The sequence below is a fragment of the Streptomyces reniochalinae genome, assembly GCF_003323735.1.
Taxonomy (GTDB): domain Bacteria; phylum Actinomycetota; class Actinomycetes; order Streptomycetales; family Streptomycetaceae; genus Streptomyces; species Streptomyces reniochalinae.
Genome location: NZ_QOIM01000038.1, coordinates 231290 through 253875, shown reverse-complemented (window position 1 = coordinate 253875; position 22586 = coordinate 231290). Strand labels below are relative to the sequence as shown.

The 22586-nt window shown below is 71.4% G+C and carries 19 protein-coding genes and 1 pseudogene; 4 read left to right on the top strand and 16 right to left on the bottom strand.

What is annotated here, in order from left to right; genetic code table 11:
• The first annotated feature begins 340 nt into the window (after positions 1–340).
• Together gltB and DQ392_RS20580 are read left to right on the top strand one after the other, a co-directional pair.
• On the top strand, positions 341–4957 hold the full coding sequence (gene gltB / locus DQ392_RS20585; RefSeq protein WP_114017116.1) for a glutamate synthase large subunit: 4617 nt from the start codon (positions 341–343) through the stop codon (positions 4955–4957).
• Positions 4950–6416: a glutamate synthase subunit beta gene (locus DQ392_RS20580; RefSeq protein ID WP_114017115.1), complete on the top strand. Its 1467-nt coding sequence runs from the start codon at positions 4950–4952 to the stop codon at positions 6414–6416. Before gltB ends, DQ392_RS20580 begins: the two co-directional genes overlap by 8 nt.
• 118 nt (positions 6417–6534) lie before the next feature.
• Here the strand turns inward: DQ392_RS20580 and DQ392_RS35365 are convergent, their stop codons facing one another.
• From DQ392_RS35365 to DQ392_RS20555, 6 genes are all read right to left on the bottom strand, one after another.
• Positions 6535–7140, bottom strand: a complete 606-nt coding sequence (locus DQ392_RS35365) for a hypothetical protein (RefSeq protein ID WP_245981708.1) — start codon at positions 7138–7140, stop codon at positions 6535–6537.
• A gap of 9 nt (positions 7141–7149) precedes the next feature.
• A complete protein-coding gene (locus DQ392_RS35360; protein WP_245981706.1) occupies positions 7150–7608 on the bottom strand; it encodes a hypothetical protein in 459 nt (152 codons plus the stop codon).
• Positions 7596–8249: a hypothetical protein gene (locus DQ392_RS20570; RefSeq protein ID WP_114017114.1), complete on the bottom strand. Its 654-nt coding sequence runs from the start codon at positions 8247–8249 to the stop codon at positions 7596–7598. Before DQ392_RS20570 ends, DQ392_RS35360 begins: the two co-directional genes overlap by 13 nt.
• Positions 8250–8352: 103 nt before the next feature.
• Entirely contained in the window at positions 8353–9414 is a 1062-nt protein-coding gene (locus DQ392_RS20565) for a hypothetical protein (RefSeq protein ID WP_114017113.1), read from the bottom strand.
• Complete coding sequence (locus DQ392_RS20560) at positions 9402–10055, bottom strand: hypothetical protein (RefSeq protein ID WP_114017112.1); 654 nt, start codon at positions 10053–10055, stop codon at positions 9402–9404. Before DQ392_RS20560 ends, DQ392_RS20565 begins: the two co-directional genes overlap by 13 nt.
• Before the next feature lie 84 nt (positions 10056–10139).
• A complete protein-coding gene (locus DQ392_RS20555; protein WP_114017111.1) occupies positions 10140–10727 on the bottom strand; it encodes a MarR family winged helix-turn-helix transcriptional regulator in 588 nt (195 codons plus the stop codon).
• A 66-nt stretch (positions 10728–10793) separates the two neighbouring features.
• On the opposite strand from DQ392_RS20555, the gene DQ392_RS20550 reads away from it, so the two are divergent.
• Positions 10794–11522: an SDR family NAD(P)-dependent oxidoreductase gene (locus tag DQ392_RS20550; protein ID WP_114017110.1), complete on the top strand. Its 729-nt coding sequence runs from the start codon at positions 10794–10796 to the stop codon at positions 11520–11522.
• Between the two features lie 290 nt (positions 11523–11812).
• On the opposite strand, the pseudogene DQ392_RS20545 reads toward DQ392_RS20550, so the two are convergent.
• Together DQ392_RS20545 and DQ392_RS20540 are read right to left on the bottom strand one after the other, a co-directional pair.
• Positions 11813–12130: pseudogene (locus tag DQ392_RS20545) on the bottom strand (TetR-like C-terminal domain-containing protein); the annotation flags it as partial.
• A 124-nt stretch (positions 12131–12254) separates the two neighbouring features.
• Complete coding sequence (locus tag DQ392_RS20540; protein ID WP_114017108.1) at positions 12255–12869, bottom strand: HD domain-containing protein; 615 nt, start codon at positions 12867–12869, stop codon at positions 12255–12257.
• Positions 12870–13048: 179 nt separating this feature from the next.
• On the opposite strand from DQ392_RS20540, the gene DQ392_RS20535 reads away from it, so the two are divergent.
• Positions 13049–13516, top strand: a complete 468-nt coding sequence (locus tag DQ392_RS20535) for a hypothetical protein (RefSeq protein WP_114017107.1) — start codon at positions 13049–13051, stop codon at positions 13514–13516.
• Positions 13517–13551: 35 nt separating this feature from the next.
• On the opposite strand, the gene DQ392_RS20530 is transcribed toward DQ392_RS20535, so the two are convergent.
• The 8 genes from DQ392_RS20530 to modA form a co-directional block, all read right to left on the bottom strand.
• Positions 13552–14553 (bottom strand): proline racemase family protein, encoded by a 1002-nt coding sequence (locus tag DQ392_RS20530; protein WP_114017106.1) that lies wholly within the window; start codon positions 14551–14553, stop codon positions 13552–13554.
• Positions 14553–15494, bottom strand: a complete 942-nt coding sequence (locus DQ392_RS20525; RefSeq protein ID WP_114017105.1) for a dihydrodipicolinate synthase family protein — start codon at positions 15492–15494, stop codon at positions 14553–14555. The genes DQ392_RS20530 and DQ392_RS20525 overlap by 1 nt, the downstream gene beginning before the upstream one ends.
• Positions 15491–17077 (bottom strand): FAD-dependent oxidoreductase, encoded by a 1587-nt coding sequence (locus DQ392_RS20520; RefSeq protein ID WP_114017318.1) that lies wholly within the window; start codon positions 17075–17077, stop codon positions 15491–15493. The genes DQ392_RS20525 and DQ392_RS20520 overlap by 4 nt, the downstream gene beginning before the upstream one ends.
• 2 nt (positions 17078–17079) lie before the next feature.
• On the bottom strand, positions 17080–17427 hold the full coding sequence (locus tag DQ392_RS20515) for a (2Fe-2S)-binding protein (protein WP_114017104.1): 348 nt from the start codon (positions 17425–17427) through the stop codon (positions 17080–17082).
• Positions 17424–18629: an NAD(P)/FAD-dependent oxidoreductase gene (locus DQ392_RS20510; RefSeq protein WP_114017103.1), complete on the bottom strand. Its 1206-nt coding sequence runs from the start codon at positions 18627–18629 to the stop codon at positions 17424–17426. The genes DQ392_RS20515 and DQ392_RS20510 overlap by 4 nt, the downstream gene beginning before the upstream one ends.
• A gap of 159 nt (positions 18630–18788) precedes the next feature.
• Positions 18789–19421: a helix-turn-helix domain-containing protein gene (locus DQ392_RS20505; RefSeq protein WP_220182649.1), complete on the bottom strand. Its 633-nt coding sequence runs from the start codon at positions 19419–19421 to the stop codon at positions 18789–18791.
• Between the two features lie 157 nt (positions 19422–19578).
• The gene (locus tag DQ392_RS20500) at positions 19579–21687 is read right to left on the bottom strand and encodes an ABC transporter permease (protein WP_114017101.1); all 2109 of its coding nucleotides are present in this window, start codon (positions 21685–21687) and stop codon (positions 19579–19581) included.
• Positions 21684–22553 (bottom strand): molybdate ABC transporter substrate-binding protein, encoded by an 870-nt coding sequence (gene modA, locus DQ392_RS20495; RefSeq protein ID WP_114017100.1) that lies wholly within the window; start codon positions 22551–22553, stop codon positions 21684–21686. Before modA ends, DQ392_RS20500 begins: the two co-directional genes overlap by 4 nt.
• Between the last annotated feature and the right edge of the window lie 33 nt (positions 22554–22586).

The following is a 22586-nucleotide window of genomic DNA, read 5'->3' as shown; positions in this document are numbered from 1 at the left end:
GCCGTGGGCCAGGTCACAGCGTCGGGCGGGCCTTCCGGGGCATGATCCGCGTGTTACCCGGCGGTTTCATTTCGTGTGGCCCCGGGCAGTAGTCCGTAACGCCGCCGGCAACGACGCGGGTGGTGGACAAGCTGTTCCTCACCCGGGGTCACCACCTTCGACCCCGCCCCCTCCGTGCGGGTCCCACGAGGACAGGCCGCCCGCGTCCGCATCGCGAGACGCGGCTTCCACTTTCCGGGAAATCGGCCACCCTGTAGCCTGCTCGAAAATTCTTCTGCCACAAGAGGGCCAACGTCGTCCCTCGGTATGTACCACTGCCACGAGACGACGGGAGCTGCCGATGCGTGCTGTGCCGACAGCGGATTGGGCCGCCCACCGCCCTGCCAAGCAGGGCATGTACGACCCCCGATACGAGCACGACGCCTGCGGTGTCGGCTTCGTGGCGACCCTGACCGGCGAGGCCGACCACGACCTCGTCGAACAGGCGCTGACCGTCCTGCGCAACCTCGAACACCGCGGTGCCACGGGGTCCGACCCCGACACCGGCGACGGGGCCGGCATCCTCCTCCAGATCCCCGACGCCTTCCTGCGCGAGAACGTCCCCTTCGCCCTGCCCGAGCCCGGGTCCTACGCCGTCGGCATCGGCTTCCTGCCGCACGAGGACGAGGACGCCGAAGCCACCTCGGCAGCCGTCTCACAGATCGAGACACTGGCGTCCGAAGAGGGCCTGACGGTGCTCGGCTGGCGCGACGTGCCCGTCGCACCCGAGCTGCTGGGCCCCGGCGCCCGCGCCACCATGCCGACCTTCCGCCAGCTGTTCGTCGCCGCAGCGGACGGCGGACGCGAGGGCATCGCACTCGACCGGCTCGCCTTCGTGCTGCGCAAGCGCGCCGAACGCGAGGCCGGCGTCTACTTCCCCTCGCTGTCAGCGCGCACCCTCGTCTACAAGGGCATGCTGACCACCGGACAGCTCGAGCCGTTCTTCCCCGACCTGTCCGACCGCCGCTTCGCCACCGCCATCGCGCTGGTCCACTCGCGCTTCTCCACCAACACCTTCCCGAGCTGGCCGCTGGCCCACCCCTACCGGTTCGTCGCCCACAACGGCGAGATCAACACCGTGCAGGGCAACCGCAACTGGATGCGGGCCCGCGAGTCGCAGCTGGCCTCGGGGCTGTTCGGCGACCACGAGACGCTGGAGCGGATCTTCCCGATCAACACCCCGGGCGCCTCCGACTCGGCCACCTTCGACGAGGTGCTCGAACTGCTGCACCTCGGCGGCCGTTCGCTGCCGCACTCGGTGCTGATGATGGTGCCCGAGGCCTGGGAGTCCGCCGAGTCCCAGGACTCCATGGATTCCGCCCGCCGCGCCTTCTACCAGTACCACTCCACGATGATGGAGCCCTGGGACGGCCCCGCCTGCGTCACCTTCACCGACGGCACCCAGGTCGGAGCCGTTCTCGACCGCAACGGGCTGCGTCCAGGGCGCTACTGGGTCACCGACGACGGCCTCGTCGTCCTGGCCTCCGAGGTCGGCGTCCTGGACGTCGACCCCGCCAAGGTCGTCCGCAAGGGCCGCCTCCAGCCGGGACGGATGTTCCTCGTGGACACCGCGGAGCGGCGCATCATCGAGGACGACGAGATCAAGGCCCAGCTCGCCGCCGAACACCCCTACCAGGAGTGGCTGGACGCGGGCCTCATCGACCTCGCGGAGCTGCCCGAGCGCGAACACGTCGTGCACACCCACGCCTCGGTCACCCGCCGCCAGCAGACCTTCGGGTACACCGAGGAGGAGCTGCGGGTCCTCCTCGCGCCGATGGCGCGCACCGGCGCCGAACCGATCGGCTCCATGGGCACCGATGCGCCCATCGCCGCGCTCTCCGAGCGGCCCCGGCTGATCTTCGACTACTTCACCCAACTGTTCGCGCAGGTCACCAACCCGCCGCTGGACGCCATCCGCGAGGAGCTGGTCACCTCGCTGCACTCGCCGCTGGGCGCCCAGGGCAACCTGCTGGAGCCGAGCGCCGCCTCCTGTCGCAGCGTCACGCTGCCCTTCCCCGTCATCGACAACGACGAGCTCGCCAAGCTCATCCACATCAACGCCGACGGCGACATGCCGGGCTTCAAGTCCGCCACGCTCTCCGGGCTCTACCGTGTCGCCGAAGGAGGGGACGGCCTCGCGGCCCGGATCGAGCAGATCTGTGTGGAGGCCGACGAGGCGATCGAGTCGGGAGCCCGGCTCATCGTGCTGTCCGACCGGCACTCGGACGCCGAGCACGCGCCGATCCCGTCGCTGCTGCTCACCTCCGCCGTACACCACCACCTCATCCGCACCAAGCAGCGCACCCAGGTCGGGCTGCTGGTCGAGGCCGGTGACGTGCGCGAGGTCCACCACATCGCCCTGCTCATCGGCTACGGCGCGGCCGCGGTCAACCCCTACCTGGCCATGGAGTCGGTCGAGGACCTCGTCCGCGCCGGCACCTTCCTGCCGGGCACCGGGGGAGAGCTCGCGCCCGAGCAGGCCATCCGCAACCTGATCCACGCGCTGGGCAAGGGCGTGCTGAAGGCGATGTCCAAGATGGGCATCTCCACCGTCGCCTCCTACCGCGGCGCGCAGGTCTTCGAGGCGGTCGGCCTGGACGAGGCGTTCGTCGACCGCTACTTCCACGGCACCACCACCAAGGTCGGCGGCGCAGGACTCGACGTCGTCGCCCAGGAGGTCGCGGCCCGGCACGTCAAGGCCTACCCCGTCTCCGGCATCGCCCCGGCCCACCGCGCCCTCGACATCGGCGGCGAGTACCAGTGGCGCCGCGAGGGCGAGCCGCACCTGTTCGACCCCGACACGGTCTTCCGCCTCCAGCACTCCACCCGACAGCGCCGCTACGACATCTTCAAGCAGTACACCCAGCGCGTCGACGAGCAGTCCGAGCGCCTGATGACGCTCCGCGGCCTCTTCTCCTTCAAGGGCGAGCGGTCCTCGATCCCCGTCGAGGAGGTCGAGCCCGCGAGCGAGATCGTCAAGCGGTTCTCCACCGGCGCCATGTCCTACGGTTCCATCTCGCAGGAGGCGCACGAGACGCTCGCCATCGCCATGAACCAGCTCGGCGGCAAGTCCAACACCGGCGAGGGCGGCGAAGACCCCGAGCGGCTGTACGACCCGGCGCGGCGCTCCGCCATCAAGCAGGTGGCCTCCGGACGCTTCGGGGTCACGAGCGAGTACCTCGTCAACGCCGACGACATCCAGATCAAGATGGCCCAGGGCGCCAAGCCCGGCGAGGGCGGCCAGCTGCCGGGACACAAGGTCTACCCGTGGGTGGCCAGGACCCGGCACTCCACGCCCGGCGTCGGCCTCATCTCGCCGCCGCCGCACCACGACATCTACTCCATCGAGGATCTCGCCCAGCTCATCCACGACCTGAAGAACGCCAACCCGGCGGCCCGCATCCACGTGAAGCTGGTCTCCGAGGTCGGCGTCGGCACCGTCGCGGCGGGCGTGTCCAAGGCACACGCGGACGTCGTCCTGGTCTCCGGGCACGACGGCGGCACCGGCGCCTCCCCGCTCACCTCGCTCAAGCACGCGGGCGGCCCCTGGGAGCTGGGCCTGGCCGAGACCCAGCAGACCCTCCTGCTCAACGGGTTGCGCGACCGGATCGTCGTACAGACCGACGGCCAGCTCAAGACGGGCCGCGACGTCGTGATCGCCGCACTCCTCGGCGCGGAGGAGTTCGGCTTCGCCACCGCGCCGCTGGTCGTCTCGGGATGCGTCATGATGCGCGTCTGCCACCTCGACACCTGCCCGGTCGGCATCGCCACCCAGAACCCCGCGCTGCGCGAGCGCTACAGCGGCAAGGCCGAGTACGTCGTCAACTTCTTCCAGTTCATCGCCGAAGAGGTCCGCGAACTCCTCGCCGAACTCGGCTTCCGCACCCTCGACGAGGCCATCGGCCACGCCGAACTCCTCGACACCTCCCGCGCCGTGGACCACTGGAAGGCACGCGGCCTCGACCTGGCCCCGCTCCTGCACGTCCCCGAACTGCCCGAAGGCGCCGTCCGCCACCACGCCACCCCCCAGGACCACGCGCTGGAGAAGGCGCTCGACAACCAGCTGATCAAGCTGGCCGCCGACGCGCTGGAGGCCGACACCGCCGAGAACGCGCAGCCGGTACGCGCCCAGGTCGCGATCCGCAACGTCAACCGGACCGTCGGCACCATGCTGGGACACGAGGTCACCAGGAAGTTCGGCGGCGCGGGACTGCCAGACGACACCGTCGACATCACCTTCACGGGATCGGCGGGACAGTCCTTCGGCGCCTTCCTCCCGCGCGGCATCACCCTGCGTCTCGAGGGGGACGCCAACGACTACGTCGGCAAGGGCCTCTCCGGCGGCCGCGTGATCGTCCGTCCCGACCGGGCCGCCGACCACCTGGCCGAGTACTCCGCCATCGCCGGCAACACCCTCGCCTACGGCGCCACCGGCGGCGAGCTCTTCCTCCGCGGCCGGGTCGGCGAACGCTTCTGTGTCCGCAACTCCGGTGCGCTGGTCGTCTCCGAGGGCGTGGGCGACCACGGCTGCGAGTACATGACCGGCGGCGCTGCCGTCGTCCTGGGCCCCACGGGACGCAACTTCGGCGCCGGCATGTCCGGCGGCGCCGCCTACGTCATCGACCTCCACCTCGGACACGTCAACGCGGGAGTGCGCGGAGCGGTCGAGGACCTGACCGACGAGGACAGGAAGTGGCTGCACGAGGTCGTGCGCCGCCACCAGGAGGAGACCGGCTCCACCGTCGCCGCCGGGCTCCTCGCCGACTGGGACGGGCCGAAGGGAGCGGCAGGCCGCTTCCGCAAGGTCCTCCCCGCCACCTACAAGGCCGTGCTCGCCGCCAAGGACGCCGCCGAGCGAGCGGGTCTCTCCGAGACCGAGACCCACGAGAAGATGATGGAGGCGGCGACCCATGGCTGACCCCAAGGGCTTCCTGACCACCGACCGCGAGGTCGCACAGTCCCGGCCCGTCGACGAGCGGGTCAAGGACTGGAACGAGGTCTACGTCCCCGGCTCCCTGCTGCCCATCATCAGCAAGCAGGCCGGACGCTGCATGGACTGCGGCATCCCCTTCTGCCACAACGGCTGCCCCCTGGGCAACCTGATCCCCGAGTGGAACGACTACGCCTACCGCGGCGACTGGACGGCGGCCTCCGAACGCCTGCACGCCACCAACAACTTCCCCGAGTTCACCGGACGGCTCTGTCCCGCCCCCTGCGAGTCGGCGTGCGTGCTGGGCATCAACCAGCCGCCCGTCACCATCAAGAACGTCGAGGTCTCCATCGTCGACAAGGCGTGGGAGAGCGGCGGCGTCGCCCCGCAGCCGCCCGAGCGGCTCTCCGGCAAGACGGTCGCCGTCATCGGCTCGGGCCCCTCGGGGCTGGCCGCGGCCCAGCAGCTCACCCGCGCGGGACACACCGTCGTCGTCTACGAGCGCGCCGACCGCCTCGGGGGCCTCCTGCGCTACGGCATCCCCGAGTTCAAGATGGAGAAGCGGCACATCAACCGCCGCATCGAGCAGATGCGCGCCGAGGGCACCAAGTTCCGCACCGGTGTCGAGATCGGCCGCGACCTCGACGCGAAGAAGCTGCGCAAGCGGTACGACGCGGTGGTCGTCGCGGCCGGCGCCACCACGGCCCGCGACCTGCCCGTCCCCGGCCGGGAACTGAACGGCGTCCACCAGGCGATGGAGTACCTGCCGCTGTCCAACAAGGTGCAGGAGGGCGACTACGTCGACTCCCCCCTCAGCGCGGAGGGCAAGCACGTCGTCGTCATCGGCGGCGGCGACACCGGTGCCGACTGCGTCGGGACCGCGCACCGCCAGGGCGCCGCCTCCGTCACCCAGCTGGAGATCATGCCCAAGCCGGGCGAGGAGCGGGACCCGGCCCGCCAGCCGTGGCCGACCTTCCCCCTGCTCTACAAGGTGACCTCCGCGCACGAGGAGGGCGGAGAGCGGGTCTACTCCGTCAACACCACCCACTTCGAGGGGGACGAGGACGGCAACGTCCAATGGCTCCACCTGGTCGAGGTCGAGATGGTCGACGGCAAGCTGGAACCCAAGCCGGGCACCGAACGCAGGATCCCCGCCCAACTGGTCACCCTCGCCATGGGCTTCACCGGCGTCGACCGGGAGAACGGCCTGGTCGAACAGTTCGGCGTCGACCTCGACGCGCGCGGCAACATCGCGCGCGACGACTCCTACGCCACCAACGTCCCCGGCGTCTACGTCGCCGGGGACGCCGGCCGCGGCCAGTCCCTCATCGTGTGGGCCATCGCGGAGGGCCGCTCCGCCGCGAAGGCCGTCGACCGCCACCTGACGGGCACCGCCAGCACCCTGCACGCCCCCATCCGCCCCACGGACCGCTCCTTGACCGTCTGAGGTCCCCGAACCTCCGGAACCTCCGTACAAGGACGTACGGATACCGCGGCGCCTGCCAGTCCCCGACCGGGTCACGGCAGGCGCCGCGGCGTGTTCCGTGTGCGCGTCGTCGAAGTCCTCAGTCGCGCACGATCGACTGGATTTCCTTGACGGTGAGGTCTTCGGTGGTGCTGAAGGTGCCTGCCGGCAGTGTGGCGCCGCTTCCGTCGGATCCCTTCCAGGAGATCTCCCAGGTGAGGGTGGCCTTGAGGGGGTAGGTGCCGTTTTTGCTGGTGGCGCGGAGATAGCGGACGCCGCAGGGTGGTGTCTGATCCTTCTTCCCCGCGGAGTAGGGCTCTCCGAGCTTGCAGGTGCCCGAGCCGGGGTAGGTTTTGGCGTCTTCGGTGCCGGGTTCGAGGGTGAGGGAGACGGGTTTGGCGGTGGTGGTGGCGGAGATGGCGGGATTCTCCAGCGAGGCCGTCACGCTGACCTTCTTGAACCTCTTCTTGTCGGCCCACACCCAGGTGTCGAGGTTGACCGTCTGCTTGCCCTTGGGGTTCAGCGATATTGCGGTGCGCGGAATGGGCAGCCGCTCGTACGCGTACTCGGCCAGCACTTTGGGGCTGACGGCGAGAGGAACGCCTTTCGGGGTTTCACCATCCGGCACCCAGTACGCGTGCTGGCTGCACTTGTACGCATCCGGATCGTCAGCGCGGTCGGGGTTCCTCACCCCTTCCCAGAACATGCCCTCGCCCTATTTGTCGATGTTGTAGTCCTCGTACTTGTCCGTCTGGTAGTAGTCCTCGTAGAGACCGACCACCTGGTTGGACACCGCGTCCGCGGCATCCTGGTTGCTCTCCTCGAGATCGTCGAAGATCGTCTCCGGCTTCTTCTTCTTCGGCTTCCGCTTCTCGGGCTTCGCGCTCTCGATCTTCTCCTTGAGCTCCTTCGGCGACGTCTTCGGCTCGTACCAGCACGCCGGCGGCTCCCAGTCGGAGTTCTGCGGAGTCAGTTCGACGGTGTCCTTACCGGTGTCGCCGCCACCGGTGATCTGCACGCGGGAGACCTCGGTGACGATGTCCCCGCGGTCGGTGTCACCGGAAGCCTTGCTCGTGCCCGTGCCCTTGGGGTCCGCTTGCGTGGGCCAGGAAGCTGCGAAGAGCAGGCCAGTGGCGACGACTGCAACTGAACTTCTCCGGATCAGTCCATGCATTTCTCGGCCTTCGCGGTCTCGGATCCCGACATCGCCTGCCAGACACCGTCCTTGTTGCGCTCCAGGATGAGTTTGCTGAAGATGTAGTTCACGTCGCCCCCGTGGTTCGGCGCGAGTTCCCCGCTTTTGAGATCCTTGTTCTTCGCCTTGCTCTCGTCGGCGCAGAAGCTCACTTCCGCGAGAGTGTCGCTTTTCAGCTCGACCTTCTGGTCGTAGTAGCGGGTGACTCCCGCCCAGCCTTGATTCTCTTTGATGGCGTCAAGGATGTACTTGTTCGCCGCGATCAGAGACTCGCCCTTGGAGTACTTCTTCACCAAAGCGGTGTCCTTGCGCGTGGTGACCACCCTGTCGATGGAGTTGATCCGCCGCCGGTTGTCCGCCAGGACCTCCCGCTTCCTCGGGTCGTCCGTCTTGGCGTCCTCGAAGATGTTCTTGGCGTCCTTCGCCAGCTTGATCTCCGAGTCCTCGGGCTCCGGGGGAGCGGAACTCTTCGACGCCGGGGCGGACTTCGAGGGCTTGTTGTCGCCCGCGCCCTTGATCTCGTCCTGGGAGCCGTCGTCGTCGCTTCCGCATGCTCCCAACAGCAGGGCCGCGGCAACGGCTCCTGCGGTCCACATCGCTGTACTCGCCTGCTTGTTCATACGCAACGAATCTCTCAGCTCTCTGCCCGCAGTTCGGTCACCCGAAGTTACTACAGTGGAAATAGGGGTGACGGGGGTCAAACGATTGTTTCCGTGGGAGTTCTCAGTCGCGCACGATCGACTGGATTTCCTTGACGGTGAGGTCTTCGGTGGTGCTGAAGGTGCCTGCCGGCAGTGTGGCGCCGCTTCCGTCGGATCCCTTCCAGGAGATCTCCCAGGTGAGGGTGGCCTTGAGGGGGTAGGTGCCGTTCTTGCTGGTGGCGCGGAGATAGCGGACGCCGCAGGGTGGTGTCTGATCCTTCTTCCCCGCGGAGTAGGGCTCTCCGAGCTTGCAGGTGCCCGAGCCGGGGTAGGTTTTGGCGTCTTCGGTGCCGGGTTCGAGGGTGAGTGAGACGGGTTTGGCGGTGGTGGTGGCGGAGATGGCGGGATTCTCCAGCGAGGCCGTCACGCTGACCTTCTTGAACCTCTTCTTGTCGGCCCACACCCAGGTGTCGAGGTTGACCGTCTGCTTGCCCTTGGGGTTCAGCGATATTGCGGTGCGTGGAATGGGCAGTTCTTCGTAGGCGTATTGTGCGAGCACCTCAGGGGTGACGGCGAGGGGGATGTTCTCCGGCGTCTGGCCCTTGTCCACCCAGTGAGCGTGTTGGCTGCACTCGTCTGCTGCGGGGTCGTCCTTCCGGTTCGGGTTCTTCACTCCCTCCCAGAACATGCCCTCGCCTTGTTTGTCGATGTTGTAGTTTTTGTACTTGTCGGTCTGGTAGTAATCCTCGTAGATGTTGGTGATCTGGCCGCGGACGGCGTCTGCGATCTTCAGCGGATCGATGTTCCCGGTGAGCGGTCCTTCGCCCCCGCCCTTCTTTCTTTCCTTGGGCTTCAAGCCCTCGATTTTCTCTTTTAGTTGCTTGGGGGTGGTCTTGGGTTCGTACCAGCAGGCAGGGGGCTCCCAGTTGGAGTTCTGTGAGGTCAGCTTGACGGTGTCGTTGTTTGTGGCGCCGTGCCTACCGGATATCTTGACCCGGGAGACTTCGGCGATTATGTCAGTATTCTTCACGGAGCCGGCGCTCTGGCTTCTGCGTCTCTTCTCTGCCTGCGCGGGGCTTCCCATCGAGATGAGTACTCCGATGGCCAAGGAGAGAGCAACCGTCGCGCTCGTTACTCTTCGCATTCCTTTGCCTCCTGTTTCCTCTTGCTCGAATATGCCTGCCAGATTCCGTTCTTGTTCTGCTCTACACGGTTGGTCTCCAGCGTGTCCCTCTTTTTGCCGGAGTCGTAGTGATCGAGCTTTCCGGTTTTCAGGTTCTTGTCGTTGGCCTTCGAATCGTCGACGCAGTAGGTGATCTGTGCTTTGGTATCGCTGAAGAACTCGACGCGGTGATTATAGTAGCGGGTCACCCCGGCCCAGCTGTATTTGTCGTCGGCATAAGCGGTGATGTACTCACTGGCTGCGACGAACGCCTGACGCTTCGCATAGTTTTTCAGGTCGTCAACGTTCTTTCCGGTGGTGATGATCCGGTCCGTCAGGTTGATACGTCGCCGGTTGTCCGCCAGGGCCTCGTCCTTCTTCGGATCCCCCGTCTCCATGTCCTCGAACACGTTCTTGGCGTCCTTGGCCAATTTGTACCGCGGCGCATCATCGGGTGAGGGCTCCGAACTCTTGCTCGGCTCGGCGGACTTCGAGGGCTTGTTGTCGCCCGCGCCCTTGATCTCGTCCTGGGAGCCGTCGTCGTCGCTTCCGCATGCTCCCAACAGCAGGGCCGCGGCAACGGCTCCTGCGGTCCACATCGCTGTACTCGCCTGCTTGTTCATACGCAACGAATCTCTCAGCTCTCTGCCCGCAGTTCGGTCACCCGAAGTTACTACAGTGCATGAAGGGTCGACAGGCTTCGGGGTTCAGTCGGGTTCGCCCACCTGTGTCAGCCGGTGGTCGTCCAGGCGCTGTTGGACATCTCGCAGCAGAACACGCAGAAGGCCGGCCAGTTGGTTCTGCTGTTCGGGCGCGAGCCCGCTCACCAGGTCGGCCTCGCGGGTGAGGACCTGGTCGACGGTGGTTTCGACCAGGGCGTGCCCGGCGTCGGTCAGTTCGACGAGGACGGAGCGGCGGCGGCCCTCGCCGGGGCGGCGGGTGACGAGCCCCTCGCGTTCGGCGCGGGCGACGCGTTGGGAGACGGCGCCCGCGGTGATCATCGAGCGGTCGGCGAGCTCACGTGTGGTGAGCGTGTACGGCTCGCCCGCGCGCCGCAACATGCTGAGCAGGTCGAGGGTGGCGGTGTCGACGCCGGCGCGGGCGAGCACCCGGCGGCGGTCGTCGCCGAACAGTTTGGCCAGGCGCCACAGCGGGGTGACGATCCCGATGGAGGAGACGGGGGTGCCGGGGCGTTCGCGCCGCCAGGCGGCGGCGATGGCCTCGACGGGGTTGTCGGGCGCGTGGGGGTCGTCGCGCTGTGCAGAGGTGGTGGTGTCGGGGTTCTCGCTTGCCATGGGTCCTCCCCGCAGTGTTACGTTTAGGGCTAAATTTAGGACTGAACGATCAGTGGAGGACACTGTATGGCACGGGACATCCTGGTGACCGGGGGCGCGACGGGTATCGGGCTCGCCGTCGCGCGGCACTTCGCCGAAAGCGGGGAGAAGGTCGTCGTCACGGGGCGCAGGCAGGCGCCGCTGGAGGCGGCGGCAGCGGAGATCGGGGCGCGCGCCTTGGTCTGCGACCACACCGACCCCCGCGCGGTGGCCCGGCTACAGGGCGAGTTGCCTGACCGGCTCGACGTGCTCGTCAACAACGCGGGCGGCAACACCGACTTCGACGCTGAGGCGGACGAAGCCCTCGGCGAGCTGGAGGCGTTCGCGCGCGACTTCCGCGCCAACCTGGACGCGAACCTGCTCAGCGCGGCGCTGACCACCAGGGCCGTCGAGGGCCGGCTGGCCGCGGGGGGTGCGGTCGTCAGTATCGGGTCGATCGCAGCGGACAAGGGTTCGGGCGCCTACGGGGCGGCGAAGGCCGGGCTGGCCTCGTGGAATCTGGGCCTGGCCCGGCAGGTGGGGGCGCGTGACATCACGGCGAACCTCGTGGCGCCCGGCTACATCGCCGACACCGAGTTCTTCCGCGACAAGCTGACCGCCGAGCGCAGGGACGCCCTCGTGGCCGCCACCGCACTGGGCCGCCCCGGGGCGCCGGGAGACATCGCGGGGGCCGTCGCGTTCCTGGCCTCTCCCGCGGCGCGTGACATCACGGCGCAGGTCCTCCATGTCAACGGCGGCGAGCGCGGCACCCGCTGAGCCCGCGGGGCCGGGCTCCCGCCCGGAGGTCGCCGACGGACGGCGGCGGTCCCCGCACATGGCCCGCAGCCGCACATCGCGTGAGCCGCACGTCGCGTGAGCCGCACGTCGCGTGAGCCGCACGTCGCGTGCGGGTCTCACCGCGCGGGTGGACCTCACATGCCGCGCAGCGCCACGTGGCGTGCGGACCCCACGTCGTGCAGGTCTCACCTGGCGCCCGGTCTCACCTGGCGCGCAGACCCCGCATGACGTGCGGCTCTCACCTCGCGCGCAGACGTGGCGGGCAGGACTCACCTCGCGCGCAGGCCCCGGTCGGCGAAGGCGGTCAGCCACTCGAAGCTCTCGTCGACGTCGGCGCTGCGCTGGAAGCCGTCCGCCGCCTGAAGAGTGGCGAAGCCGTGGCAGAGGCTGCGGAGCATGCGCAGGGCGTGGTCCACGTCGGACTCCGCGATCGCGTAGCCGCGCAGGACCGCCATGAACGCGGCGAGCAGCCGCCGGCCCGCGGTGGCCAGCGGGTCGTCGGGGTCGGAGGGTTCCACGCCGATCGTCGCGGCGTACCGCCCGGGGTGTTCCAGGACGAAGGCGCGGAAGGCGCGGAAGGCGCCGGCCGCGACCACTGCCGTCGGGTCCAGCCCTGCCCTGGGCACGGGCGGTGTCCGCGTGGAGGAAGGTGAGCAGCGCGGACGGAAACAGGGGCCCCGGTTCCACAGGGATCACCTCGCTCGCCGGCGGTTACGGGGCCAGCAGGCCCCGGGCGACCGCCGCTTCCCTGACCTCCTCGTACAGCGCCGTCAGTGTCGGGCTGACGCCCACCCTGGGCAGCTGGAGCCGGTCGAGCGCGGCGGCGTCGGCGTCCACGTCCGCCCAGCCCTGGCCGGTCAGCAGGCGCATCAGCGCGGGGTTGAGCCGGTCCACGCCGCGCACCAGCCGGGCCTCGGGCGTGGCACCCTCCTCGTACTCCCGCCACAGCGCCAGCAGTTCCGGACCGAGTGGTGCGGGGAGTGTGCCGAGGCGGTCGCGGGCGGCCGCCTCCTCCGCGCGGGCCTTGCGGGCGAGGGCTTCCTCGCCGCCGCGCGCGGTCTGCCAAGCGGACGGGTCGCCGGTGTCGATCTCGACCAGGTCGTGGAGCAGACACAGCTTGAGCATGCGCCCCAGGTCCAGCGCGGCCCCGCTCTCCCGCTCGAACTCGGTGTGCAGCACCCAGCACACCATCGCCAGGTGCCAGGAGTGTTCGGCCACGGACTCGCGGCGCTCGGGAGCCGCGTTGTTGTGCCGTTCCACCTCGCGCAGGCGCGCGGTGTGGGAGATGAAGTCGAAGAGCTCGCGAAGACGCGTCTCGTTGCCCATGGCACGGCGACCTTAGCGGACGCCGCCGGGGGCGTGGGACGCGGCCGCCGTATACCCCTGCGCCCGCCGCCGACGGGTGGTGGCCGCGCGAGAGCACGGTCAGGGGCGGAACGCCGCGCGCCGGTGCGGGCCCGGGTTCGGTGTCGCGCGGTCTCGTCGGGCTGAGTAGGTTGTGCCGTATGAACGCGCGGCGGAACGAGACGGAAGAGGCCCTGGCCTCTTGGGCCGAGGAGTGCCAGGCGAACGCCGCCCGCCTCGCGGACATGCTGGGGGTGCCCGCAGCGGACTACCGGGCCGATCCGCTGGCCGCGCTTCCCGCGTGGGAGGACTACGTGTCCCGGCTGCCGCTCACCGACTTCGGGGAGTCGGACCGGGTGACGCTCCACACCGACCTGGTCTCGTTCCTGGCGGACTTCATGGTGCGGGCCAAGGGCGCGCACTGGGAGGCCACGCCCGACGCGTCCGCGCCGGGCGGCCACCGGTACGTGCTGACGGCCATGGGGCTCGACGGCCGGGTCCGCCACTGCGACCCGTTCGCCGTCGTCCACCAGGTGAGCAGCAAGCTGCCTCTCGACGCCACCCGCGTGCTCGCCACGGCGGAGCTCGCCCTGGGCCTGTCCCGCCCCGAGCGGGACACCGCCCACTGACCCGTTCAGCGGCGCCCGCGGGGCGCGGCCCGGGCCTACAGCACGAAGCCGTGGGGAAACGGATCGCGCGGATCCAGCAGGTAGTTCGCCGTGCCGGTGATCCACGCGCGGCCGGAGAACTCGGGCACCACCCCGGGCACCCCGCCGACCTCGACGGTCTCGAGCAGCTGCCCCACGAAGCGGGTGCCGATGAACGACTCGTTCACGAACTCGGTGCGCAGCGGCAGCTCGCCGCGTGCGTGCAGCTGCGCCATCCGCGCCGAGGTACCCGTCCCGCAGGGGGAGCGGTCGAACCAGCCCGGGTGGATCGCCATCGCGTTGCGCGAGTGCCGCCCGGTCGAGCCCGGCGCGAGGAACTGCACGTGTTTGCAGCCGCCGATGGCGGGGTCCACCGGATGCGCGGGAGGGTTCTGCTCGTTGACGGCCCGCATCACCGACAGGCCGGCGGCGAGGATCTCGTCCTTGCGCGCGCGGTCGAACGGAAGGCCGATCCGGTCGAGTTCGACGAGGGCGTAGAAGTTGCCGCCGTAGGCCATGTCGTAGCGGACCTCGCCGAGGCCGGGAACGGTGACGGAGGCGTCCAGTTCCAGCGCGAACGCGTCCACGTTCCGCAGGGTGACCTTCTCGGCCGCCCCGTCCCGTACGGTGACCCGGGCCTCGACCAGCCCCGCCGGGGTGTCGAGCCGCACCCGTGTCTCCGGCTCGGTCACCTCGACCATGCCCGTCTCCACCAGCACGGTCGCCACCCCGATGGTGCCGTGCCCGCACATCGGCAGGAAGCCGCTGACCTCCACGTAGACCACGCCCCAGTCGGCGTCGGGGCGGGTCGGCGGCTGGAGCAGTGCACCGCTCATCGCCGGGTGCCCGCGCGGCTCGTCCACCAGGAACCTGCGCAGCCCGTCCAGGTGCCGCACGGCGTGGCCGCGGCGCTCGGCCATCGTCGCGCCCGGCAGGGGCGGCACCCCGCCGGTGACGACCCGGGTGGGCATGCCCTCGGTGTGCGAGTCGACGGCGCTGAGCGTGCGCACCGAGCGCATCAGGCGGCCGCCCGCTCGTCGAGGGCGGCGATCGCACGCGCCATGTCGGCCTCCACCTGGGCGCGCAGGCCGGGTACCAGCGGGCCGCGCGGCGGACGGCAGGGGCCGCCGAACCTGCCGACCTGCTCCATGCCCAGCTTGATCGCCTGGACGAACTCGGTACGCGAGTCCCACCGGAACGCGGCCACCAGCGGCTCGTACAGGGCCCGGGCCTCGGCGAGCCGCCCGGCGGTCGCCAGCTCGAAAAGGCGGGCGGACTCGGCGGGGAAGACGTTGGGGAACCCGGCGAACCAGCCGCTCGCGCCCATCAGCAGGCTCTCCAGCACCACGTCGTCGGCCCCGCTGATCACCTCAAGGCCGGTGCCGGCGGTCCGCTCCCTGATCTCCAGCACCCGGCGCACGTCACCGGAGAACTCCTTGACGGCCACCACGTTGTCGATCTGCGCGGCCTCCGCGATCAGGTCGGGGGTGAGGTCCACCTTGGTGTCGAGGGGGTTGTTGTAGATCATCACCGGCAGCCCGACGGAGGCCACCTCCGTGAAATGTGCCAGGATTTCGCCCTTGTTGGCGCGGTACATCGTCGGCGGCAGGCACAGCACCCCGTCCGCGCCGTCCTCCGCGGCGGCCTCGGCCCAGTGCCGGGCCTGGTGCGACCCGACGCCGTGCACGCCGACCACCACCGTGCCGGACCCGCCCACCGCCTCGACGGCGGTGCGCGCCACCGTACGGCGCTCCTGGTCCGTCAGCGACGAGTACTCGCCCAGCGAACCGTTGGGCCCCACGCCGTGGCAGCCGCGCTCCACCAGCCACCGGCAGTGCTCGGCGTACCTGTCGTAGTCGACGGCGAGCCCGGCGGGGGCCGCCGCGTCCTCGCGGTACGGCAGCGCGGTGGCCACTACGACACCGCCGAGACCACGGGGCGGCTGCTTGCTGTCGCTCATGAACTGCTCTCCTCTTCGGGACGGCGACCTGGATCGGTCAGCGGGGCGGACGGAGCGGCCAGTTCGCCGAGCCGGACGGGCTGGGCGATCGGTCTGCGGTGCGGGTCGGCCCGCGGCAGCCCCTCGGCCGGCCTCTCCGGGGCGTCCCCGAGGAACCGCCGGCGCAGTTCGGCGACCGTCGGCCCGCAGATCCGGCCCTGGCAGGGGCCGAGCCCCGCGCGGGTGTTCAGCTTGGCGACCCGCGAAGCGGACCCGGCCTCGGTGGCGAAAGCGGCACACAGCGAGCCGTAGTCGGTCTCCTCGCAGCGGCACACCACGGTCTGCGGCCGCAGCCAGCCCGGCCACGCGGCACCGATCGGGTGGGCGCGGGCGAGCCGTTCGGCGAACGCCCGCCCCTGGTCGCGGCTTCGCCGCAGCGCCCGCAGCGCCCGTCGCCTCCCCGGATCCCGTGGCGTGCTCCCGCCGGTGGCGGCGGACCACCCGGCGACGGCACCCTCGGCCCGCGCGGACGGAGCCCCGGCGATGCCGGTGATCTCACCGGCGGCGAACACCCAGGGCACGCTGGTGCGCTGCTGCTCGTCGACGCGTACGAACGCGCCAAGGGAGCCGGACCGACCGCTCTTGCGGGCGTCGTCCGCCCCACCGTCGCCCGCCGGGCCGCAGCGCGGTGCGGGGCGCTCGTCCAGTGCGCATCCCGCGGCGAGCGGCAACTCCAGCTGGGGGCTGAAGCCGTGGCTGACACACACGGTGTCCACGGCGAGCGTGCGCCGCGTACCGTCGAGAACCGACCAGTCGGCGCGCAGCCGTGCCGTGACGACCTCCTCCACCCGGCCGTCCCCGCGTGCCTCGACCACGGCCCGGCCCGTCCGGTACGGCACCCGGTGGCGGGCCAGCACGGCGGCGTGGCCGGCCAGCTCCACCGCCTTGCCCGCCTGCGCGGCCAGCTCCCACGGGCGGCGCCCCCAGCCGCGCGCCGTCGTCGCCGCGGTGTTGGCCTCCAGCACCTCGAGCACGCGGGAGCCGACGTCCAGCAAAGAGGCCGCCACCGGAAGGAGGAAGGGGCCGGAGCCCGCGACCACCACCCGCTCACCGACCGCCACCCGCTCCCCCTTGGCCAGCGCCTGCGCGGCGCCCGCCGTGCAGACACCCGGCAACTGCCAGCCGGGGAACGGCAGGACGCGGTCGTGAGCGCCCACGGCCAGCACGAGGGCGTCCACGTCGAGAGTGTGCCGGGTGCGCCCGGCGCCGTCCGCCGGGCCCGCGCACAGCAGGTGCAGCCGGGGCGGGCCCTCGTGCTCCGGCTGCGGCTGCTCCAGCGCCCACACCGAGGTCCGCGGCAGCCACGTGCACCGGGGGTGTGCCAGCACCCGGCGGCGCCGCCGCTCGAACGCCCGCCACCCGTGCTGGAGACGGACTGGCCGCTGGGGGCCGTACGTCTCGGGCACCGTGCGGTGGTACTGGCCGCCGGGCTCCTCGGCGGCGTCGATCAGCGTCACCCGCGCCCCCGCCGCCAGCGCCGCGTGCGCCGCGGAGAGCCCGGCGGGTCCCGCGCCGACGACCGCGACGCGACGTGCGGCGGGCACGGTCACCGCTCCTCCCGGGCCGTGCGACCGGGCCCGTCGGCGTCCCCGTGCCCGGCGCGGGAGTGGGTGGTGACCTCGTCGCCGTCGACGGCCCGCCGGCGGCAGGCCCGCACGTCGGGCTCGCCGTTGACCGTGACCAGGCAGTCGAAGCAGACCCCGATGCCGCAGAAGAGACCGCGCGGGGCACCGGAGGGGGCCCGGCGCCACGAGGTCCTGCCGGACGCGAGCATGAGCCCTGCCAGCGTCTGCCCCGCGATGCCGTCGGCCGGTACGCCGTCGACGGTGACGCGCAGCGGCCGGTCCCTGCGGCCCGTGGCGTCGCGCTGTGCGGGTACGAGTCGAGGGCTCATGTCGTCTCCTGCTGCTGGTACTGGCGGGGTCGGAGCACGGCCGGGCGGTCCACCCGGAACGCGGCGGCGTCCACCGGGGGCGGCTCGCCCCGCACGAGGTGGAGCAGGAGCCGCCCGGTGCCCACCGACAGCCCGATGCCGGCGCCTTCGTGGCCGCTCGCGTGCCACAGGCCCGGCAGCCGGGGATCGGCTCCGATGACGGGGAGGTGGTCTGCCACGTACGGCCGGAAGCCGCCGTAGGCGCGCATCACCGGCACCCGGGCGAGCGAGGGGAAGAGCCGCAGTGCCTTGGCGGCGACGGCCGAGAGCACCTCGGGCCGCAGCCGGTCGTCGAAGCCGACGCGGCGCCGCGAGGAGCCGATCAGCAGGCTGCCCGCGCGGGTCGACTCGACCACGGCGGAGGTCTGTGACTCCTCCTCGCCGCTGCCGACGGAGCCCACGTAGTCGGCGTCGTAGACCTTGTGGAAGACGGTGGGCGGCTGCGGCGTCGTCACCAGGACGTCGCCGCGCCGGGGCTCGACGCCGACGGGTGCGCCGAGCCGGGCGGCGAGCGCGCCGGACCAGGGGCCGGCGGCGTTGACGAACAGGTCGGCCTCCAGCAGCCCGTGGGTGGTGCGCACGCCGGTGAGCCTGCCGCCGCGGACGACCCCCGAGCACACCTCCTCGCCGCCGCGCAGCGCCGCGCCCGCGGCGAGCGCGTCCGTCAGCAGCGCGGTGGCCGCGCCCGCCGGCTGCACCTGCGCGTCCTCGCCGTAGTGGACGGCGGCGGTGTGCTCGCGGGTGACGTACGGCTCCGCCTCCCGCAGCGCTTCGGGCGCCAGGGGCTCGGCCCGCACACCGGCGGAGCGCTGGCTGTCGGCGAACCGTGCGAGTGCGTGGGCTCCGGCGCTCGTCGTCGCGACCACGATGCCGCCCTTGGGGTCCCACTCGGCGGCCTGGGCGGCCCGGTGTCCCTCCGCCGACCGTTCGGCGACCTGCGTCAGCACGGTGGGCCACAGTTCGCGGGAGAGCTGGGCGAGCGCGAGTTCGGGTCCTGGACCCTTGTCCGAGACGAGTACGTTGCCCTCGCCGTGCGAGGTGGTCGCCGCGGCGGGGCCGCCCCGGTCGACGACGGTCACCGCGGCTCCGGCCAGGGCGAGTTCGCGAGCGCAGGCCGCACCGATGATCCCGGCACCGAGCACCACGGCCCGCGTTCCGTTCATCGAACCTCCTCGTTCGGTAAAGCGAACGAGAGGGACGGTATTCCCGGCGTACAGGGGTGTCAACGGCCACGGCGGAGCGCCTTTATGGGGAGTGCCGCCGGATGCCGTCGCGTGCCGCCGCACGCCTCCGCGTGCCACCCCGAGCGTCCTGGGGCGCCCTCACGCCTCGGTGTGCGGTGCGCACCCGCCCGCGACGGGGTGCGGAGCGTCCGGAGGCAGTCGCTGGTCCGCGCGGTACTGGAGGAGCAGAACCGAGCGCACGGTGCCGTCCAGCGCCGTGTAGCCGTGCGGCAGCGTGGCGTCGAAGCCGACGTAGTCGCCAGGGCCCAGCTCCACGTCGTGGCCCTCCACGCGTACCCCGAGCCGCCCGGCCTGCACGATGGTGTGCTCCACCCCCACATGGCCCAGCGAGTCCCGCCGCTCACCCGCCCGCACCTGCTGGTCGTACACCTCGAAGACGCCCCCGCCCGACTCGATCCGCTGCAACGGGCGCAGGTCCACGCCCTCGCCGCTGAGCACCTCCACCTCCTGGGCCCGCACCACCCGCAGACCGGCGGGCGGCCGCGCGTCCAGCAGGTCGGAGATGGGCACCTCCAGGACGCGGGAGAGACTGAAGACCGTCTCGATGGTGGGGTTCCCCGTGCCGGACTCCAGCTGCGACAGCGTCGCCTTGCCGATCTTCGAGCGCCGCGACAGCTCCGAGATCGACAGCCCCCGCTGGGCCCGCGCCCGCTTCAGGTTGAGCGCCAGCATGCCCCGGATCGATCTCTCCGCCGCTTCAGGACCGCTCACGGCCCCTCCCTTCCCTGTGGTCTTCCACGCGCCCAACGTTCGCTTCACAGAACGCTGTAGGGGCGTGGGGCCATTATCCCGAACGGGCAGGGGACCGGGTGCCGGCGGGACGCGGCGCCCTCGGCACGGGCGCTCGGCCTGCCGAGCGGCGGCGGGGTCACCGTTCGACGAGGGTGATCTCCGTGGCCTTGATGCCCGCGAAGACCGCCGCGCCGTCCTCCAGCCCCAGCTCGGCCACGGCGTCGGCGGTGACCTCGGCGACCAGGTCGGGGCGGCCCGTACACGTCACGAGGACCCGCATCCTGCTGCCGACCGCCGTGACCTCCCGCACCGTGCCCGCCCAGACGTTGCGCGGACTGCCCTGCGGGCGCTCCCGGTGCAGCGCGACCGCCTCCGGCGCGATGACCGCCAGCACCTGCGTCCCCTCCGCGACGGGGTCGGCGACCACCAGGCTGCCGCCGTCCTCCAGGACCAGCGAGCCGTCCCGCGCGGCCGTGCCCGCCAGTGCGTTGCGGCCCAGCATCCGCGCGACCCACGGTGAGCGGGGGTGGCGCGCCACCTCGGCAGGCGGCGCGTCCTGCAAGGCACGGCCGTCCTCCAGCACCAGCACCCGGTCGGCCAGCGACACGGCCTCCACCGGATCGTGGGTCACCAGCAGGCAGACCCCGCCGAAGTGCCCCAGGTGGCCGCGGAGCGTGTGGCGTACGTGCGCGCGCGTCGTCTGGTCGAGCGCGGCCAGCGGCTCGTCGAGCAGCAGCAGCCTCGGCCGCGCCGCCAGCGCGCGGGCCAGCGCCACCCGCCCCGCCTGACCGCCGGACAGCTGCGCGGGCCTGCGGTGCGCCAGGTGGCCGACCTCCAGCCGCTCCAGCCACTGAAGGGCCAGGCGGCGCGCCTCACCGCGGCGCACCCCCGCGGCGCGCAACCCGTAAGCGGTGTTCGCCAGCGCGCTCAGGTGCGGGAAGAGCGCTCCGTCCTGCGGCACCCACGCCACACCCCGCCGGTGCGGGGGCAGCGCGCCGACCTCGGTGCCGCCCAGGGCGAGGTCGGCGTGCGCGCGGGGGGTCAGCCCGAGCAGTGCGCGCAGCAGCGTCGTCTTGCCCGCGCCGTTCGGGCCGACGACGGCGACCGTGGTGCCGGGCGCGGCGTCCAGCGTGAGCCGGGTGAAACCGCCGAGCCGCGCGTGCAGGTCCCAGCGGTCGGTGTCGGTGTCGGTGTCGGTGTCGGCGTCGGAAGGAGAGACGTGGGCGACCGTGGCGTCGGACTCCCCGGGGGCGGCGGACACTTCCGGGGTGCCGGTGCCGGTGCCGGTGCCGGTGCCGGTGCTGGTGCCGCTGGTGGTGTGCGGGGCTTCGGGGTCGGTGGCGGGCTCGGGGCCCTCCGCGCCGCGTGTCCAGCGGTCGCGGAGGCGCGAGAGACCCCCCGCGCCACCACCCGCCTTTCCGCCGCGGGTGCGCGAGGCGCCCGCCCCGCCCGCCCACCGGCCGCGCAGCGAGAACAGCACGGCCATGGCGATGACGAGCAGCAGCAGCGAGACGGACGTCGCCGCCTCCGGCTGGTCCTGGAGCAGCAGATACACCTGGAGCGGCAGCGTCTGCGTCGTCCCCGGCAGATTCCCCGCGAAGGTGATCGTCGCGCCGAACTCGCCCAGCGCCCGCGCCCAGGTGAGCGCGGCGCCCGCGGCCAGTCCCGGGGCCACGAGCGGCAGCGTCACCGTGAAGAACACCCGCACCGGAGACGCGCCCAGCGAGGCCGCCGTCTCCTCGTAGGAGGGCCGCAGCCCCGCCAGCGTCCCCTCCAGACTGATCACCAGGAACGGCATCGCCACGAACGTCGCCGCCACCACCGCGCCCGAGGTGTGGAAGGGCAGCACGACACCGAACGTGTCCTCCAGCCACGGGCCCAGCAGCCCGCGCCGCCCGAAGCCCAGCAGCAGGGCCACACCACCCACGGTCGGCGGCAGGACCATCGGCAGCAGGACCAGCGACCGCACCAGCGCCTTGCCGGGGAAGTCGATCCGAGCCAGCAGCCAGGCCAGCGGTACGCCCAGCAGGAGGGAGAGCGCCAGGGCACCGCCGGACACCAGCAGCGACAGCTTCACCGCCTCGGTGACACCCTCGCTGCCCAGGTGCGTGCCCAGCTCCGCCCACTGCGTCCGCACCAGGATGCCGAGCAGCGGCACCAGCAGGAACGCGACCGCCAGCACCGCGGGCAGCCCCAGCGCGAGGGGCGCGCGGGGACGCCCCGCGGGGTTGCGCGTACGGGTCACGGCTTCTGGAAGCCCGCCTCGCGCAGCAGCTTCTGCGCCGCGGGGGTCTTCAGCCACTTCACGAAGGCCGCCGCCTCCTTGCGGTGCTGGGATCCCTTGAGCGTGGCGGCCGGGTACGAGGCGATCGCGTTCTGACCGTCGGGGACCTTGACGGCGTCCACCTTCTTCGGCGCCGTCGCCGCGTCCGTCTGGTAGACGATGCCGGCGTCGGCCTCGCCCAGCTCCACCTTGCTCAGCACCTGGCGGACGTTGGTCTCCCGCGAGACCGGTTCGACCTTGAGCTTCTGGGCGTCCAGCACCTGCTTGCTGTAGCGCCCGACGGGGACCTCGGGCGCGGCCAGCACCACCTTCAGCTTCTTGTCGGTGAGATCCCGCAGGGACTCGACCTTCTTCGGGTTGCCCTCGCCGGTGGCGATGACGAGCCGGTTCTTCGCGATGACATCCGGCGTGCCCGTCTCGTCGCTGAGCCCTTCCATGGTCGTGGTGTCGGCCGTGACCAGCGCGTCGGCCGGCGCCCCCTGCTCGACCTGGGCGGCCAACTGCTGGGACCCGGCGAAGGAGAAGGTCACCTTCGTGTCCGGGTGATCCTTCTCGTACGCCTTCCCCGCGGCCTTGAACACGTCGGTCAGGGAGGACGCCGCGAGCACGGTCAGCTCGGTCCTGTCGCCCTCGCCCGCCTCGTCGCCCTTGCCGTCGCCGCCACCACCGCAGGCGGTGAGCGGAACCAGCACGGCGACGGCGGCGAGCGCGGCGAGGGAGCGGCGGTGCGTCGGGAGCGAGCGGGGGAACGAGGGTGACGCGAGCGGCGAGGAGGGAGACGAAGGCGGCGAGGAGGGCGAAGGCGTCGACGACGAGGGCGAGGACATGCGGTGGGTCTCCAGATGGGGCGGGCGGACGGG